The sequence below is a fragment of the Kamptonema animale CS-326 genome (assembly GCF_028330895.1).
GTDB lineage: Bacteria > Cyanobacteriota > Cyanobacteriia > Cyanobacteriales > Microcoleaceae > Kamptonema > Kamptonema formosum.
This window is the reverse complement of record NZ_JAQMUA010000411.1, coordinates 1-18,178: the sequence shown is the minus strand read 5'-3', so window position 1 is coordinate 18,178 and position 18,178 is coordinate 1. Positions and strand designations below refer to the sequence as shown.

General features: G+C 45.2%; 12 protein-coding genes. 6 read left to right on the top strand and 6 right to left on the bottom strand.

What is annotated here, in order from left to right:
* Positions 1-76: 76 nt before the first annotated feature.
* Both ftsH and PN499_RS24320 read right to left on the bottom strand, forming a co-directional pair.
* The gene (gene ftsH, locus PN499_RS24325) at positions 77-2,002 is read right to left on the bottom strand and encodes an ATP-dependent zinc metalloprotease FtsH (protein ID WP_272035391.1); all 1,926 of its coding nucleotides are present in this window, start codon (positions 2,000-2,002) and stop codon (positions 77-79) included.
* Positions 2,003-2,099: 97 nt separating this feature from the next.
* Entirely contained in the window at positions 2,100-4,151 is a 2,052-nt protein-coding gene (locus PN499_RS24320; RefSeq protein WP_272035389.1) for a S8 family serine peptidase, read from the bottom strand.
* Between the two features lie 216 nt (positions 4,152-4,367).
* Between PN499_RS24320 and PN499_RS24315 the strand changes: the two genes are divergently transcribed.
* Complete coding sequence (locus PN499_RS24315) at positions 4,368-5,405, top strand: putative bifunctional lysylphosphatidylglycerol flippase/synthetase (RefSeq protein WP_272035387.1); 1,038 nt, start codon at positions 4,368-4,370, stop codon at positions 5,403-5,405.
* Positions 5,406-5,781: 376 nt separating this feature from the next.
* On the opposite strand, the gene prfC is transcribed toward PN499_RS24315, so the two are convergent.
* A complete protein-coding gene (prfC, locus tag PN499_RS24310) occupies positions 5,782-7,410 on the bottom strand; it encodes a peptide chain release factor 3 (RefSeq protein WP_272035385.1) in 1,629 nt (542 codons plus the stop codon).
* Between the two features lie 105 nt (positions 7,411-7,515).
* On the opposite strand from prfC, the gene PN499_RS24305 reads away from it, so the two are divergent.
* The 3 genes from PN499_RS24305 to PN499_RS24295 all read left to right on the top strand — a co-directional run bounded on the left by PN499_RS24305 (position 7,516) and on the right by PN499_RS24295 (position 11,334).
* Positions 7,516-7,680: a hypothetical protein gene (locus PN499_RS24305; protein ID WP_272035383.1), complete on the top strand. Its 165-nt coding sequence runs from the start codon at positions 7,516-7,518 to the stop codon at positions 7,678-7,680.
* A 354-nt stretch (positions 7,681-8,034) separates the two neighbouring features.
* The gene (locus PN499_RS24300) at positions 8,035-10,896 is read left to right on the top strand and encodes a PAS domain S-box protein (RefSeq protein ID WP_272035380.1); all 2,862 of its coding nucleotides are present in this window, start codon (positions 8,035-8,037) and stop codon (positions 10,894-10,896) included.
* Between the two features lie 102 nt (positions 10,897-10,998).
* On the top strand, positions 10,999-11,334 hold the full coding sequence (locus PN499_RS24295; RefSeq protein WP_007353255.1) for a DUF4870 domain-containing protein: 336 nt from the start codon (positions 10,999-11,001) through the stop codon (positions 11,332-11,334).
* A gap of 343 nt (positions 11,335-11,677) precedes the next feature.
* Here PN499_RS24295 and PN499_RS24290 read toward each other — a convergent pair whose 3' ends face one another.
* The 3 genes from PN499_RS24290 to infC form a co-directional block, all read right to left on the bottom strand.
* On the bottom strand, positions 11,678-12,145 hold the full coding sequence (locus PN499_RS24290; RefSeq protein ID WP_007353256.1) for a Crp/Fnr family transcriptional regulator: 468 nt from the start codon (positions 12,143-12,145) through the stop codon (positions 11,678-11,680).
* 122 nt (positions 12,146-12,267) lie between these two features.
* On the bottom strand, positions 12,268-15,354 hold the full coding sequence (locus PN499_RS24285; RefSeq protein WP_272035378.1) for an MFS transporter: 3,087 nt from the start codon (positions 15,352-15,354) through the stop codon (positions 12,268-12,270).
* Positions 15,355-15,640: 286 nt separating this feature from the next.
* Complete coding sequence (gene infC / locus PN499_RS24280; RefSeq protein WP_019486845.1) at positions 15,641-16,174, bottom strand: translation initiation factor IF-3; 534 nt, start codon at positions 16,172-16,174, stop codon at positions 15,641-15,643.
* A 288-nt stretch (positions 16,175-16,462) separates the two neighbouring features.
* Here infC and PN499_RS24275 point away from each other — a divergent pair, with 288 nt between their 5' ends.
* Positions 16,463-17,575, top strand: a complete 1,113-nt coding sequence (locus PN499_RS24275) for an alpha/beta fold hydrolase (RefSeq protein ID WP_272035374.1) — start codon at positions 16,463-16,465, stop codon at positions 17,573-17,575.
* Between the two features lie 55 nt (positions 17,576-17,630).
* Positions 17,631-17,786 carry a hypothetical protein gene (locus PN499_RS24270; RefSeq protein ID WP_155523369.1) on the top strand — a complete coding sequence of 52 codons (156 nt, stop codon included), beginning with the start codon at positions 17,631-17,633 and terminating at the stop codon, positions 17,784-17,786.
* The last annotated feature ends 392 nt before the right edge of the window (positions 17,787-18,178 follow it).

Sequence of the window (18,178 nt, the reverse complement as noted above, 5' to 3'; positions counted from 1 at the left end):
GCTTCGCTTCGCTCGCAATGACAGATCGTAAGTAATTTGCCGGACATGATATAAGTCCTAAATTAACAGTTAACAGTTAACGACTGGGTGCTAATTGTTTTTTAGGCAATTCGGTGTATTGAGCTACGATTTGCCTAAATTCGTCTCCTTCGATGGTTTCCATATCTAGAAGAATCTCCACTAAGCGGTCTATTAAAGCTCGGTTTTCGCGGATTAGGCGACGAGATTCTTCGTAGCAATGAAGCGCGATCGCCCGTACTTGCCTGTCAATCTTAGCGGCCATCTCTTCGGAATACTCCGATCGCGCCATCCAATCTCGACCCAGAAATACCTCGTTATTAGGACTTTCTAGAGCTACAGGGCCCAAATCGGACATCCCGTAGAGCGTTACCATGTCTCTAGCCAGGGCGGTGACGTGCCTGATATCGCTGCCTGCACCAGTATCGATCTCGTCTGGCCCATAGATTTCTGCCTCCGCAGCGCGTCCGCCCAAGGCTACTGTAATCCGGTTTAAAAGCAGAGCGCGGCTTCGCAGGCCTTCGCTGTCTACCATTTCGTCGTCGAGGGTAAAGCTGGTAAAGCCTTCAACTCCGCCGGAACGAGGGATGATCGTTACTTTTTCTACGGGGTCAGAATTTGGTAGCAAGGTGGCGACGAGGGCGTGTCCGACTTCGTGATAAGCTGTCATCCACTTTTTCTTGCTGTCTAAAAGTGGGTTGAGTTTGAGGCCGATGGTGATCCGATCGATCGCGTCGTTAATTTCGAGGTTGGCGATCGAATCTTTGCGCCGTCTGGCTGTTAAAATTGCTGCTTCGTTGAGCAAATTGGACAAGTCAGCCCCGGAAAATCCGGGTGTGCGTCGGGCGATCGTTTCTAAGGAAACTTCCGGGTCAAGTTTTTTATTGCGGGCGTGGACTTGCAAAATCCCCAATCTGCCTTTGAAACTGGGCAAATCTACCATTACTTGGCGATCGAAACGTCCCGGCCGCAGCAAGGCCGTATCGAGCACGTCAGGGCGGTTGGTAGCGGCAATGATAATCACGCCGTTGTTACCTTCAAAGCCGTCCATTTCTGTGAGTAACTGATTGAGAGTTTGCTCTCTTTCGTCGTTACCGCCGCCAATTCCTGCGCCCCGTTGTCGGCCTACTGCGTCAATTTCATCGATGAAAACGATACAGGGAGCGTGTTCTTTAGCTTTTTTGAATAAGTCGCGCACCCGCGAAGCGCCAACCCCGACAAACATTTCTACGAATTCGGAACCAGAGATGCTGAAGAAGGGAACCCCTGCTTCACCTGCGATCGCTTTTGCCAGTAAAGTTTTACCAGTACCAGGAGGCCCGATTAGCAACACTCCTTTGGGAATTTTTGCACCGATCGCTGTAAAACGCTCTGGTTTTTTCAAGAAAGTGACGACTTCTTGCAATTCTTCTTTGGCTTCTTCAATGCCAGCCACATCATCAAAGAGTACCCCAGTTTTGGCTTCCATTTGAAAGCGAGCTTTCGATTTGCCAAAGTTCATGGCATTTCCTTGGGCCTGAGTTGACCGCCGCAGAATTGCCATTAACACGCCCAACACGAGAAAAATTACCAAGAGATTGACTGCTAGCCCCATTGCTGCACTGTTGTCGCTAGAGGGCTTGACTTCAAAATCTACTTTTTTGGCGCGGATTTGCTCTAAGAGTTCTGCGTTGTACTCAAATAAGCTCACCACTTGCATTGGATCGGTTGGTTTTTGCCCCTCTAGCCTGACTTTGGCTAGCCGTTGGGCGGGATCTAGTTCTATTTTGGAGACTTGCCCCTGCTCGATTTTTTGCAGCAGTTGGCTGTAGGTCATGCTGTTTGGCGCTGTGTCGGCAAAGGCTGGCCCTCCCAGCATGACGCTGGAGGAAATCGCCCAACTGGCCAGGATGCGCCACAAGTGCCGCCCAGCAATTTTCGCTTGGTGTCTGTCGCTTTTTGCAGCTTGATGACCTATCCACGCTTGTTTCCTAAGACCTTTCATAATTGCGATCGCCTTTTTGAGTACAGCCTTAAACCTTATTCTAGTTTAACGTTCTGCCTTGAACCTTTATCCTTCTCCGTACTGAAGGTAGCCAATTTTAAACACTCACCTCAGAACTGTTGGCTGTTTCCACCAAAATCCTGTTAATCTCGGTTGCCGTCAAATTCGGATTAGCTTGTCGCATCAATGCTACAACCCCAGATACGTGCGGTGTTGCCATCGAAGTACCTGCATAGTAACGATAGGGAATACCAGGGAAAGATAGCGGTACTGTCGAATAAATATCATCCTGAGTTCGATTTCCCCCTTCTCCTCCTGGCGCAACCACATAATTGAGGACTGTAGTACCCGCAAGGTTGGAGAAGTAAGAAAGCTTCTGATTGCGGTCTACTGAACCTGTGGCAATTCCTACCTCGGAAGCAAAGCGGGCTGGGTAATCTGGGCGAGGGCCAGAGTCATTGCCCGCAGCCGAAACCAGAACCACACCTCTAGCTTGTGCAAAGCGAATCAGTTCTAGTTCGTCGGTTTCCAATGTTGTACCGCCTGCACTTAGATTAATCACAGTTGCTCCATTGGCGATCGCATACCGAATTGCAGCAAGTTCATTCTCAGTTTTGCCCGATCCTTGGGCATTAAGTATCCTTAGAGGCATAATCTTGGCATTGGGAGCAACCCCAGTAATACCAACGCCATCTTGTTTAGCAGCAATGATGCCGGATACGTGAGTGCCGTGACTGTTTTCATCCATCGGGTCATTGTCGTTATCGATAAAATCCCACCCGTGAAAATCGTCAATAAAGCCGTTGAAATCGTCATCGATGCCATTATTAGCTTTATCAATCCCGTTGCGATCGACACCAGTCTCGCCTAAGTTTGTCCATATATTGTCCGACAATTCGGGGTGATTGTAGTCAACGCCGCTATCTATAACGGCTACTATTACATTTTCCCCAGTAATTCCTGTTGCCCAAACTTCGGGAGCTTTGACTAAATCCCGTCCCCATTCATCTCCACCCAAATCGGGAACGTCTGGGAAAGTAGGAGCATTTACAGCGCGAGAAACGGCGGCCGCTGCATCTACCAAACCAAACCCGAAGCGAGTGTCAAAATTCTGCGTACCGATGCCTTCTGAGTTTGCGGTGCTGGGTGTCGCCGACAGATTCAAGCTAAAATTAGTGTCGCCCTCGTATTGATAAACCTTAACGTAATAGGTTCCTGCGGAAAGGGAATCAATAGTAATTTGCTCTGGTTCTGTATCTGCTTGTTCGGAGGAATCGATAATATCTGTGACATCAATAGATTTGTCGTCGTTGATGTCTTTAATAATGGCAATATCGGCATCAGCGCTCAAATTGCTGAGAACTAATTGGAAATCACTAATAGTAGGAATAGTGAAGCGGTAGATATCCTGTGGTTGATCGAGGCTCACGAAGTCACTAATAGTTTGATTGCCGTTAAGTACGCCCAGGTCGCGAGCTTGGTTGAGTTCATTACCTAATAGATTGGTAGCAGGGAAGAAACCTCCGATGAAGTCATCGGGGGAGGTATTAAGAGCAATTCCCAAAATAGCACCAGACTGCCGAATTTGAATCAGGGTGTCCGTACTGCCGGGAGTCAGGGAAACTTGTTGTAGAGTCAGATCGTCCTCGGTGATGCCGTCAGTTAATCCAATAAAATCAGATAAAGGGTCAAAGTCGCCGATAATATCGGCTGCACCTGGGTCTAGTGTTGCTGCATCGGTACGAAGGATGAAGATATCTAGGCCGATGCCACCGACGAGGGTATCTTTGCCGAAGTCGCCTACAAGTATGGTGCCATCGTCGCTACCGATCAGTAAGTCATCTCCTCTACCTCCTTGTAGGGTATTGTTGCCTAATTCTCCGCTGAGGAAGTCGTTGCCTTGACCACCGTTGAGAAAGTCGTTACCATTACCTCCGAATAGGATATCTACCCCACCACCGCCTAGAATGCGATCGTTGCCGGTGTCGCCACTAATCTGTTCAGCATCGCCTGAACCGACGATGAAATCATTGCCACCGAGGGCAAATAGTCCATTGGGGTAAGGAGCCAAAAAGCCCGGAGTTAAGGTTAAACTGTTGGGGCTGTCGTCTAAAAGATAGGAACTGCCGTCAGCGCTGGGGCCTGCCATAAAGGATGTTCTCGTAAGTTGGTGATTCGATTTTAGATTTTTAGATGTGAGTTTGTAGTAAGTTGGCTGTTGCTAAGCTTTTACGCATAGGACTGATGTGCGCTTGACGAAACTCTTACTTTTATTCTCTTTCCCTTATTTCTCTAGCCCCTAGCCCCTAACCATAGACGATGCCCCAGGCTGATAGATCGAGCTTGATGTTTAACCCTATCAATAATGATACAGCAAAACTTTCAGCGAGTTAGCAACTTAATTAAGCCTGTGATTTCGCGCCTCAAGCCATATCTGCGCTATTTCATTTTAGGTGGTACTCTCCTATTTGTCGCTAAGGCTTTTAAAGATCACTGGCAAGAAGTGGCGGCGATCCGCATTGACACGACGGGTGTTGTCATGCTCGCGATCGCGCTTAGCATTACTTTACTTTCTCACATCTGGGCGGGTTGGGTGTGGCTATGGATTTTACGAGAATTTAATCAATCTGTTGATACTGTTTGGGGTATCCGAGTTTTCCTGAAAACTAATATCGGGAAGTATTTACCCGGCAATATTTGGCACTTTTGGGGTCGCATCCAAGCAGCAAGAGAAGGCGGAGTCCCGGCAGCAATTGCTACTCTTAGTGTTTTGCTAGAACCGCTGTTGATGGCCGCTGCTGCTTTGCTAATTGCTTCCATCGGCAGTCAGCCGGAAAATCGAGCTTTGCAGGTATTTAGTTTAGTAGCAATTTTGATGACCGTCCATCCCAATATTTTAAATCCCTTAGTTCAATATGTGGGAAAAATGAAAGGTTTAGGGAGTAAAAATCAAATACAGAAAAGCGGTAATACAAATCAGGACAAAAATCAATTAGATAACGGCGTTAATGAATCCGAACAATTACCAATTACCAATTACCAATTACCAATTACCAATTCTATACCGCAAATTAAACGCTATCCGTTCCTGCTTTTATTAGGAGAAATCATTTTTTTAGGTTTGCGCGGGGGCGGTTTCTTAATGACTTTAACTGCTTTGACTCCTATAAATTTTAGCGAGATTCCTCAATTATTTAGCGCTTTTAGTTTTGCCTATGTTTTAGGCTTAGTGATACCAGGAGCACCGGGAGGATTGGGAGTTTTTGAAGCTACGGCTATCGCACTTCTAGATCGCCGATTTTCTCCAGCATTAATTGTTAGCGCAGTTGCTCTCTATCGTTTTGTTAGTATTCTTGCAGAAGCCCTCGGTGCAGGTTTTGCTTGGTTAGATGAACGCCGTTAAGTAACAGGATATAAGTAAAGTTATTTATGCTAAGTAGAAGGAAGAAGGAAGAATGTTTATACAGTCAGCTTTTTAGCCATCCCGATCTTATGTTTAATTAGGTGGATTTACTTAGTAGCAATGACAATCTCAGGACTTACGCACCAACCAAAGAAACCGGGTTTTTTGACGAAAATACTTCGTTTTACCCACAGATTCTCTCAAAAACCCGGTTTCTCGAGCCCTAAGTGTAAGTTCTGTACTGTCGTCATTGCGAGCGGAGCGAAGCAATCGCAGAGACTAGGCGATTGCTTTGTGCCTTGCAACTGTGCTACGCTTGACGCGCAGAACACAGCAAACAATGACAATAAAGGGGGTAGTAAACCCGGATTTGGCATCAATTATCAGTAATTTCTAAACCAGAAACTACAGGCGCAATCTTATTCAATTTCAATGCCGGATGATCGCCTTCCACTTGTTGACAATTCCATTCATTCCTGAACAGTAAAACTGGTCGCCCCCAGCCATCTTTGACTGTCACTGTATTAAATAATCGCCCCACTTTTTCCAGCGCATCCCAACCACCATCAACCCAACGAGCAACGGTAAAAGGCAATAATTCTAACAGCGATTCTACGCCATATTCATTCTGCATTCGGAATTGCACTACTTCAAATTGTAATTGCCCAACAGCGGCTAAAATTGGATCGCGTTTAGCATCGTCTGCGGAGTACATAATTTGTACTGCCCCCTCTTCTTGTAACTCAGAAACACCTTTGCGAAATTGCTTAAATTTGGAAGGATTGGGATTTCTCAAATAAGCAAAAAGTTCGGGTGAAAAACAGGGTATTCCTTCATACTCTAGTTTTTGACCGTTGTAAATCGTATCGCCAATTGCAAATACTCCCGGATTATTCAAACCAATTACATCCCCAGGATAAGCAACTTCTATGGATTCCCGATCTTGGGCAAATAACTTTTGAGGTCTTGACAATCGTACAACTTTACCAGTACGAGAGTGATTCACTGTCATATCTTTCTCAAATTTGCCCGTACAAACCCGAATAAATGCCACTCGATCTCGGTGTTTCGGGTCCATATTTGCTTGCAGTTTAAACACAAAACCAGTAAATTCTGGGTAAGTTGGTGGCATTTCGCCCATACTACTTTTGTGAGTTCCAGGCTTGAGGGCATAATCTAGAAAAGCCTCCAGAAATAACTCCACCCCAAAGTTACTCATGGCACTACCAAAGAATACGGGTGTCATTTTCCCAGCGCGAACTAACTCTAAATCGAGTTCGGAACCGGCTGCTTCTAAAAGTTCTAGGTCATCTTTAAGTTGATAGTAAAGGTCTTTCTCTAACAGTTCTTCAATACGAGGATCGCCTAACTCTATAACTGTATCGATCGCCTCCCGCGAACCGTGTCCCGCACGCTCAAATAAGTGAATCTGACCTTGGCGGCGATCGTAAACGCCTTTAAAGCGATCGCCCATTCCTATTGGCCAATTCACCGCATAAGTCTGCAAACCCAATTCTTTCTCAATTTCATCCAACAATTCCAGCGGTTCTCTCCCCGGCCTGTCGAGTTTATTGAAAAATGTAAATATGGGCAAACCGCGCATTCGGCAAACTTCAAACAATTTCCGTGTTTGTGGTTCTAAACCTTTCGCCGCATCTTCTAGCATCACTGCGTTATCAGCGGCGGCCAAAGTTCTGTAAGTATCTTCACTAAAATCTTGGTGTCCGGGAGTATCGAGTAAATTGATCTGATACTTTTGATACTCGAACTGCAAAACTGTAGAAGTAATTGAAATTCCCCGTTGTTGTTCCATCGCCATCCAGTCTGAGGTAGCGTGACGCTGGGCTCGCCGCGCCTTGACTGCACCCGCTTCGTGAATCGCACCTCCGTACAGCAGCAGTTTTTCTGTGAGAGTGGTTTTACCCGCGTCAGGATGGGAGATAATCGCAAAGTTGCGACGACGCTCAACAGCGGTTTGCAGTTCTGTCTCAAGCTCTGTGGTCATAGAAGAATTACAGGGAAAAATCTTGGCCCAGTCTTTATTATAGGAATTATTGGTACTCTTGATTGTCGCTTGCTTAAGGGGTGCGCGTGAGAAGGGGGATTTTGGATGGCAGGATTGGGTACTGGGGTCAATAGTAAGGTGCGATCGCGATCGCTATACTTGCGTGAGCGCCAACACCTCGATCGGCGATCGGTTAAGCTAAACCATAAATGTCATACCAATTTAAGCTGGACAATAAGTTTGTATAATCATATTATTTACTATGTATAATTGAGTTTTACAGGACTTACGCAGCCAACCAAAGAAACCGGGTTTTTTAACGAAAATACTTCCTTGTGATTTCTACTCACAGTGATTGTAATTAAGGAATATTACTAAATCAGATTTTACCAAATTTACCATCAAGAAAGTAAACCTTAATACAAAATAATAAGTCATTGACATTAGAGCTTAGAAAGGGTAATAAAAACGGATTGATAGTGCGAACCATTCAACTCTCTTATTTAGTAAAATGATTTATCATTTACAATCATAGGGTGTGACATAAGACACGACAACAAGCAATCCTTTTTAATTATCATCTACTTACCGACTCTTAATCTCTGGCAAGTAAAGGCAAGAATCATGCTCGATAATTGGCATAATTTTTTTACCGCAGGACAGTTTATTCCTCACGGTCATTGCTATCTATGGAAGCCGGGATTAGTCAGGCTTCACGTAGTTTCGGATGCAATAATCGCTCTCTCCTACTATTCCATTCCTCTAACCTTAGTACATTTAGTCCGCAAGCGCGGCGATTTGCCTTTCAACTGGATATTTCTTTTGTTTGGCAGTTTCATTGTTGCCTGTGGCACGGGACACCTCATGAATATCTGGACGCTATGGCATCCCACCTATTGGCTGGCGGGTTTCCTCAATGCGTTTACAGCTATTATTTCTGCCTGTGTAGCCGTACTCTTAGTGTGGTTAATTCCTAAAATCTTAGCTCTTCCAAGTCCAGCACAACTAGCAGCCGTTAACAGGAAACTAGAAATAGAAATTAAGGAGCGCCAGCAGGCAAGATTAGAACTAGATCGAGCTTATCAGCAATTGACTTTTCATGTCGAAAATTCGCCTGTGGCAGTGGTAGAATGGGATAGTGAATTTCGGGTGAAGCGGTGGTCGCGGCAAGCCGAAAAAATCTTTGGTTGGAAGGCTGATGAAGTAATCGGAAAACACCCTGCGGAATGGCAATTAATTCATCCTGAAGATGCAGAAGCCGTCAGCTTAATCATGCTTAAACTTCTCTACGGCAGTGAACCTCGTAATATTAGTAAACACCGCAACTATACTAAGGACAATTCTATTATTTACTGTGAGTGGTATAACTCCGCATTTATGGATGAGTCTGGAACTTTGGTGTCAATTTTGTCCCTAGTTCTTGACATCAGCGATAGACTGCGAGCAGAGGAAGGGTTAGTCAACCAAGAGCGCACCTTGAGAACTATTCTAGACCACGCTCCGATTTGGATTTGGATGACAGATACAAAAGGCAAAATGCAATTCGTGAATAAGACTTTTTGTGAAGATATGGGAGTTACTGAGTCTCGCTTTTTAGAGGTTCCTCACTATTCAGAAATTCTAGGTGAAGAAGAGTCTGTAAACTCCATAGCATCTGATACAGCTTGCTGGAGTCAAGACGCACCTCATCACTCAGAAGAAACTCTGCTTTTTGTAGATGGTAAATTTCACGATTTAGAAATCATCAAAGCTAAGCTTAAATGTGAATCTGGCAAGGCAATTGGTTTGATTGGTTTGGCGCTAGATGTCAGCGATCGCAAACAAGTTCAGCTAGCACTTCAGCAGTCAGAGATTCAATTTAGACAACTCGCTCAGCACGAAGAATTACTCAACCGTTTAGCTAGTCAAATTCGCAATTCTCTCGACCTTGATACTATTTTACAAACAACCGTAAATCAAATTAGAAATTTGTTGCAAATTGACCGCTGCTATTTTTTATGGTATCGTCCCACAACAAAAGAATTAACGGCTAAGTCTGCGGCAGAAAATATACTCGAAATCACTAAAAAGCTTGACCAAGAGGAAAAAAAACTATCAGTCAACGATTTTACTAATCCTCCCGATAACTCCCGACCAAAATGCCAAATATTGCCGATAGAAAATTGCTATTGGGAAGTAGTAAATGAAGCCAAAGATCCAATTTTAGAGAGTTATATTGGTTTCTATTCTAGCAAACAAATCGGTCGTTGGACAGATCGTTTACTACAACTATCAATCATCCGAGTTAATGATGCTAGTACGTTATGTGAGCTAGAAATGCAGAAATTTTTACTGTCTTTTGGTATGATTTCTTATCTCTCCTTGCCAATTCAAACCCAGTCGGGAGAAATAGGGGTTTTAGTGTGCGGACATCAGAGTTGTGTGCGGGTATGGCCAGACAGTGAAGTAGAACTTTTGCAAGCAGTGACAAATCAATTAGCAATCGCACTCGATCAAGCTGAAATTTACAGCCAAACTCGCCAAGTAGCTTTCCACGCTCAAGCTCAAGCAGAAGAATTAGAGCAAGCTTTGCAGCAGTTACAAAAAACTCAAGCTCATCTGATCCAAACTGAAAAAATGTCCTCTCTAGGTCAGATGGTAGCCGGTGTTGCCCACGAAATTAACAATCCGATCAATTTTATTCATGGCAATATTAACTATACCAGTGACTACGCCCTAAATTTATTAGATTTAGTGGAACTTTACCAAAAATACTATCCCAAACCCGCTCCCGAAATTCAAGAGCGGATCGACAATATAGATTTAGCATTTATCAGTGAAGATTTGCCGAAGTTGTTGTCTTCAATGAAACTAGGAACTGAGCGAATTCGCTCTATTGTCTTGTCCCTGCGAAACTTCTCACGTCTCGACGAATCAGAAGTTAAAGAAGTTAACGTTCATGAAGGTATTGACAGTACGCTGCTGATCTTGCAAAATAATCTTAAGGAAAAACCAGAAGAGTTAAGCATTCAAGTTATTAAAGACTACGGTAGCTTGCCTTCGATCGAGTGTTGTCCCGGACAGTTGAACCAAGTCTTTATGAATCTACTTGCTAATGCGATCGATGCTTTACATGAACTAAGAGTCAAGCATAAAAAGCAAGAACAACAATCCCCAACACTGAATGCTCAATTACCTACGATTTGGATCCGGACTGAAGTTATAGATAGCGATCGCATCGCTATTAAAATTAAAGACAATGGCCCGGGAATGACTGAGGAAGTGCGGAGTAAGCTATTTGACCCCTTTTTTACTACTAAAGAAGTAGGCAAGGGAACTGGTCTGGGTTTATCCATTAGCTATCAGATTGTAGTAGAAAAACACAGCGGTCAGTTGTACTGCATTTCTGCACCAGGAGAAGGCGCAGAATTTGCGATCGAGATTCCAGTTCGACAGCCAAGTAATAAAAAGTTGATTTCTGGTCTTCCTGTTGCTGAGGCCATATAGTCTTAAAAATTAAAAATGGAACAATGGAACAGCTTCGAGGGGCGAGGCTGTGCTAAAGTTGTGTAAAAAGGAAACTTATAACAAAAGGAGATGGAGGCTAATATGTACGACTCCGACAAGCGGAAACTACTATCAGGTTTGAGTCACGGGGCGATATTTTTCAGCGCTACACTTGTGTCTATCGGCATACCCATAGCTATTTTGCTAGTATCCGATGACCCAGTGGTTAAGGATAATGCCAAAGAATCTCTCAATTTTCACATTAACCTCTACATCTACGGTGCAGTTGCTGGGGTGCTGATTTGGGTTTTAATTGGTTTCCCGCTATTGGTTTTGTTGGGAATTATCAGTTGGGTAATGCCAATTTTGGCTATTGTCAAAATTTTGGCAGATCCCGATCAGCCTTACCGTTATCCTTTTATTTTTCGCCTGGTTTAAGAGCTGATTTTTACTCTTTTTATTTAAACCCGCTCTGGCGGGTTTTGCTTGTGTATTTCATTTTTTGCTGGCTGTCATCGATTACAGGACTTACGCCAAATCATGGTACGGTCGCCAACAGGCGCGGTTTCTCTACCGCCTAGAAGGCGGCTTTACTGCACAAGTGTGCGTAAGTCTATGGATTAGTAATAGTTGTAGGATGAGTGCTTCCCTAATGTATACCCTGAGCGCCAGCAATATCTTAACTCTCAGCGCTCACCCTACAACCCAGATGGAGAATTAAAAAATTAAAAATTAAAAATTGCTAATTCGCTCTTAATTTTTAATTTTTAACTTTTAATTCTCAATTAACTTTAGCAACTTCAGCTTGGTGTTCGGCTGCTTGTTTAGCATTGATTTTTTGATTGAGTTCGCGAATGCGACGCGAGAGTAGACGGATAATATTGACAGCAATTCCCGGCGTTTCATCAATAGCATCGTAGAGCTGCATCTGAGTCAGCATCAAACACTCGCATTTTTCAATAGTCGTGATCGAAGCCGAACGCGGTTCAGCGTCAAACAGGGACATTTCGCCAAAAAAAGTACCCTGTTCTAACTGTGCTAGGTCGCGATCGCCTATATGTACTCTGACTTTACCAGAAACAACAATATAAAGCGATCGCCCTTCTTGACCTTCAGTAAAAATGCTGTATTTAGATGGAAAAGAAAGCTCGTCCATCACAGATGCTAGACGCACAAGAAAATCATCTCGCAGTTCCTTAAAAATCGGAACTCCCCTGACAAATAATAGGCGTTCAACGCTGGTTAACATAAGCCATTGTGGATTTTAAAATTGTTAACTATTAACCGTTAACTGTTAACCGTTAACCGTTAACTGTTAACTGGGAAGGAAAGGACAAAGGAAAAGGGAAATCTTGAGATCGCCCTCTCCTCCTACCCTGGAGCAACGTGAGATTTATGGGAACTGACACCCAACTCTCCCATCATCTGCTGAACTTGAGCTGCTACGAGATGATCGGCATCATTTTGCAGCATCGGTAGCAATTCCACCAGAGCGCGGGGGGAAGCAATTCTCAAGTAGGCGAGTACTGCTTCCCGCACAAACCCCGTTGGGTGGCGCAAACAGACTAAAGTCTGTTCCGCCGTCAGACTCCAGCGAGACTCCCGCGCCAAGTGAAAGCAGCAAGCCAAGGCCCAGTCAGAAAGGAAGTGGCGCAGATCCAATAAACGGCGTAAGCGATCGCTCGGAGCTAGGGGTCTATAAGCTAATAGCTCCGAAAGCCCTTGCAATTTTTCTTGCTCAGAGTGGCGATCGAGGATGTTAATGAGCGCTCGCTTATTAGGCAAATCAACAGTATTATCCAGAATTTCCAGACCTCGTGCCATATTGGACTTAGATTCAGATTGGATATTAAAAGCAGCGGCTTGTATTGCGTCCAAAGGATAAAGGAACTTCATCAGTAAAAAGCAGCGTTCAATGGCATCGGATTCTAGCCCCCGCAGAGCGCGCCTTAGCAATTCTGCATAGTCTGCGGTTAATTGTCCAGAATTATCAGAGCGATCGCTCTCTTCTACCTGCTGTGGGCTCGTCATCCTCGAAAAATCGATCGTAGCTGCATAAATCTGACCGATAAACATCAGCTCTTGGTCAATTAACAATTCCAAACCACTACGGCCCATGCGGTCTAACACGCCTTCAATTCCCGCTTCTCTGGGCATTTTCAGCAGGATGCGGAGGATATTACGGCGGGATTTACCCCAAGCTGTCATCCCATGACTTACCAAAGCATCGAGAGCTGGAAGCGTGCCAATTTGACCGATCGCTGTCCAAGCTTGGAGCCGTACTAAGTCAGATTTATGGATATCATTGGCTAAATCTACTAACAGGGGAATTGCGTCATTTTCTAGGCGAACTAGGGCTTGAAGAGCAGCTTCGCGGGTGGATTTGTAAGATAGACCCCGCAACAGGGATGGGTAGTATTCTTCTAGGTGAGTAGAGGCGATCGCTTCTAGCAAAGCACAGCGAACGCGCAGGGATTCATCTTGGAGTAAGTTAGGGATATAGAGGCGTAGCCCTTGCAAGTAGTCAGCTTCTCCCAGAGCCCTCGTACCCATTACCCGTTCCCGCTCTTGTTTATTTGTGAGCATTCGCCGCAGAGTATTTGTTGCTTCTGCTTTTTGTTCGCGATCGCCCCGACGCATAATCAAAGCTGCGGCTGTACCCCGCACCACAGGATCTACAGTCGATTGCAGATAAGGGCGTAATTGGCTGATATCTGGTTCCGGTTCCGTCAGCCAGACATAGCGTAGAGCTAAGGCCAAAACTTCTGGAGGCAAATCCCGCTCAGTTAGAGAGCGTACTGGTTCGAGATAATCTGGATTCGGGTGATTGAGCATTGTTTCCAAGCTCTGTCGCTGCAATGAAGGAGGCAGAATTGCCAGCAGAGGAGCCAAGACTTGCCCCACATTTTTCGGGTCTATTTGGCTCAGTAGTTCAATACAAGAGCGTTTATCTTCTTCTGGACTAGGCTGTTCTAGAGTTGCGATTACAGCTTTTTTAAGAGTAGGTAAATCTACATCCGAAAATCCCAAGCGCCCCCGTTCGGCACTTTTTACCAACAGACCAACATATTGAGAGCGGATAACCCAAATAATCCCCAGCCAGACTGCGGCACTCACCACAATCGCCCCTACCAATATTAAACCTTGGGCATTCTGAAGATCCCGGCTATTCTCAAACGAAAATAGCTTGCCACTAATCCAAACAACTAGCAGGATAAAGGCCCCAGTCACACCAGTTGACAAAGGCTCTACTACACCATTAACTATTGTCTGTACGTAATTGCGCGTGCTATCTGGTATGGGTTGAAACAACACCGGCCCGCTGGTTTCTTGGAGAGTATAGTGTAGCAATTCATCTAAAACTCTCAGGATTACCATCCCCACAAACACAGAAAATATCCCAGTGATTGCTCCTACAAAAGAGAGTACGCCTAAGATCGCCGCTCCTGCGGGGAGAATCATTGCGGTCACGAATACACCAATCCGATCTACCAGACGGCTAGAAGCAAACCACTGAGTACCCACCTGACAGACACTAATTGCACCTTCCAATAAGCCTAAAAATTTGGCAATTTCGCTACCGCCGTCATCTTCAGGATATTGCAGTTCTATTTGCGTAAAAAATTCAAAATCTACAAATACATATAAAACTTCAGCCATTACGAAGAAGCCGACAAGAGGAATAATGTAACCTAGTAGCGGGCCGAAAACACTGCCTGCACTGAAGTCTGGTTGATCCTCATCGTCATCTTCATCGTCTACCCAACGGGCAGTATCAGGGAAAGCTTGTTCGTAGCTTTCTGATAGGTAAAACAGGATACCTGCCCCACAAATTACCATTACGCCAGATACAAGAGTAACGTTATCCAGCCCGATAAATTTAAGAAGTAAAGGCAGGGAGAAACCTGAGATTACCCCAGCTACTAAGTAGCCGCTGCTGACTATGGGGTAAGTGCGTTTGATTTCACGGATATTAAATAGTTGATTCGACGTGATCGAGGTATTGAGGTCGCTCAGGTTATAGCAAGCTTCTACCCACAGCCATGTCATGAATAGGGTAATAAATCCCAATTTCAGGGTCAGTAGCCCGAAGTTAAGCGGGATATCTTTCGCCCCGATACCAAGGCGAAAGAGGAACAGGGGGATTGCCATAAATAGGAGTACGACTACAATCACCCGCCGCAGGGGGATGATTTTTTGCAGCCAGGAATAGGTAAAGCCTAAGCCTGAGCCTGTAGCCGCAGTAGCTATGTATATCCAGGGGAGTTTGTCGGCTCCATATTCGTCTAAAAATAGGCTGATCGTGCTGAGTTCCAGCCAGATCAAGCCTATGGAGGTGACAGTGTAGACTGCGAACATCAGCAGAGTCCGCTCTACTTCTTCAGGACGGAGATTGAGCGATCGCAATAATCCCTGTCCGAACCGGTTTTTGGTCAACCGCTGATTTGTCAGTTCCATGCAGCATTTTATCCCTATGTAGTAGCTTGTCCCCGATCGATCGAGGGAGTGGGAATTGGGAGACTGGGGTACTGGGAGAGGGACAGATGGAGGGACTGAGAGACTGGGGAGGATTTAGCTACCCCTGCTCCCTTGCTCCTCTGCTCCCCCGCTCAACAGATCCCCCGCTCCCCTCCGATCAATTAAAAGTTAAAAATTAAAAATTAAATCTTACAATTTTTAATTTTGCATTTTTAATTTTTAATTGATTAAGTTGCTCCCCCGCTCCCCTGCTCCCCCTCCCCTACTATTTTTTCGGAGATAGGAGCATCATCATGCTCCGTCCCTCTTTTTTAGGAGCTTGCTGCACTTCTGCCAGTTCCTGCAAATCAGTTGCCATCCGTTTAAGCAAGTCCTCTGCTAGGTTACTGTGTTGGATTTCCCGACCTCGGAACATAATCGTGGCTTTGACTTTATCCCCAGCTTTGAGAAAGCGGTCGGCTTGAGAAAGACGTACTTGATAGTCGTGTTCCTCAATTTTGTACCGCATTTTCACTTCCTTGACATCGGCTGTGTGCTGCTTTTTCTTAGCTTCACGCTCTTTCTTGTCCTTCTCGAACTTAAATTTACCGTAGTCCATGATCCGACATACAGGCGGATCGGCCTTGTCGCTGAGAAGAACGAGGTCAAGGTCTTTTTCCTCCGCCAGCCGCAGGGCATCTTGAGGAAGCATTATCCCCAGTTGAGCACCATCGGTATCGATGACCCGAATTTTGGGGAATCGAATGTTGTCATTGATCTGAGGTTGATTGCGGTTTTGTCTTTTTTCGATCACAGGCATTTAAGTTTTATGCAAGCTCTTGATTGATTAATGTGGCTTCCTTGTATTGCCATTCTACTCACTATGACTAAGTTTCTGTCTATATTTAATCTAAAATCCCCAGATCGCTTAAAAATAAAAGGTTCGATCGCGCGCTAAGGGGGGTGAGTTTTGAGTTCTGAGTTAAATAAAGTCAGAAATTTTTGGATCTGTGTACTACTGTCCATCCTTCCCCTCTCCGCATCCTCACCCATTTCTCCATCTTCCCCATCTCCCCCACTAGAATAAAAGATAGAAGATTGTAAATTTATGTTGAGACTTGAGGCAAATTTGACCACTTCTGGACATTGGCATCAAAGGATTGGACTTCAAAGAGACTGGGTTTGGCGGGGTTGGCAAACTCGGTACACTTATCTGCGGGCAAGCGGGCAACTTTCCCAACTAGAGCAAAAATCCCAGGAAACTCAGGGAACTCTTGAGCGGGGGGGCGGGGGAGCAGAAGCAATAGAGGAAATCAACACTCTAAAATCTTACTCCCCCCAATTTCCTTTTGACAAAGAGGAAAGCCAAAATTTTAAGTCGGGAACGCCCTTGATTTTGCTGCACGGATTTGGGGCTTCCATTGGTCACTGGCGGCACAATCTGGCTCAACTTGCTGAGTTCCATACTGTGTACGCATTAGATTTGTTGGGGTTTGGGGCTTCGCAGAAAGCTCCTGCCAACTATGATGTCTCTATCTGGGTGGCTCAAGTCTACGAGTTTTGGCAGACTTTTATCAGACAACCAGTAGTTTTAGTGGGAAACTCGATTGGTTCGCTGATTTGTCTGGCAGCCGCAGCAGCTCACCCTGATATGGTAGCTGGAATTGTGATGATTAGTTTGCCCGATCCATCTGTGCGTGCTGAGGCAGTACCCCTGTGGTTGCAACCTGCGATCGCGGCAGTTGAGAACATTTTTGCTTCCCCGCCAGTGCTCAGAGCTCTATTTTACTTTGTCCGCCGCCCTGCCCTTGTCCGTCGCTGGGTGAGCTTTGCCTACGCCAATCCTGATGCCATTAGCGACGAATTGGTAGAAATTCTATCAGGGCCTAGTCGCGATCGCGGTTCCGCCCGTGCTTTTTGTGCTCTGTTTAAAGCCGTCGGCAGTTCACAATTCGGGCCTGGTGTCAAGACAGTTTTGCCTTTATTAAAAATTCCTATATTGTTAATCTGGGGTCAACAAGATCGGATGATCCCGCCCCGCTTCGCCCGTCCCCGTCAGTTCATGGAGTACAACGCTAACTTAAAGCTCGTTGAGTTAGAAAATGCGGGCCACTGCCCCCATGATGAATGCCCAGAACGAGTAAATCAAGAAATTTTGAATTGGATGGCGATCGCTCTTAACCAAAAAGGTGGTGACAGTGAAGCAGTATTAGTAGATTAAAGTCTCCATTCTGTGGCTAGTCGAGATGCCCTGTCGTAGTTAATTTCCAGAGGTAGTGCTGCTTTGGCACTTGCACTCAGAAGCGATTATTCCCGATCCAATTGTCTGCTTGTGGCATAATTCAATGGAAATTAATCAAGTTGCTAACAAAGGCAAGTGCTTCCTGCTTCTGGATTTCCTCGTGCGATCGCTGATTTCTCAATCTTTTTGATAGATGTTATGTTTTTTTAGACCCGCCTCCTTACAAGGCCCTAGTGCCAGTCTGATTTTTCGGTATTCTACCCTCAGCAGCTTGGCTAGGAAAATTCAAACTGAACACCTGCTGATGTTATGGTACTGTTCAACCAATTTAAGTACCGAGAGTCCCACCAAAGAAATGGAACTAGCCCTAATTGCGATACCGGAATGCAACCATTTTGGATACTTTTCCCGTCTAAAGTCGGTGCATTTCAGATCCTAAATCGTTTTTGTAGCCGCCCATAGCGAATTTCTGGTATAGCAACCCCAAGGTAGTTAGGACATTCTGGTTTCCTTCCACCCTTGATTCTATTCCTACCCCCTAGCCCCTATTCCCTAGCCCCCCTTAGCCCTTCTTCCCCTCTC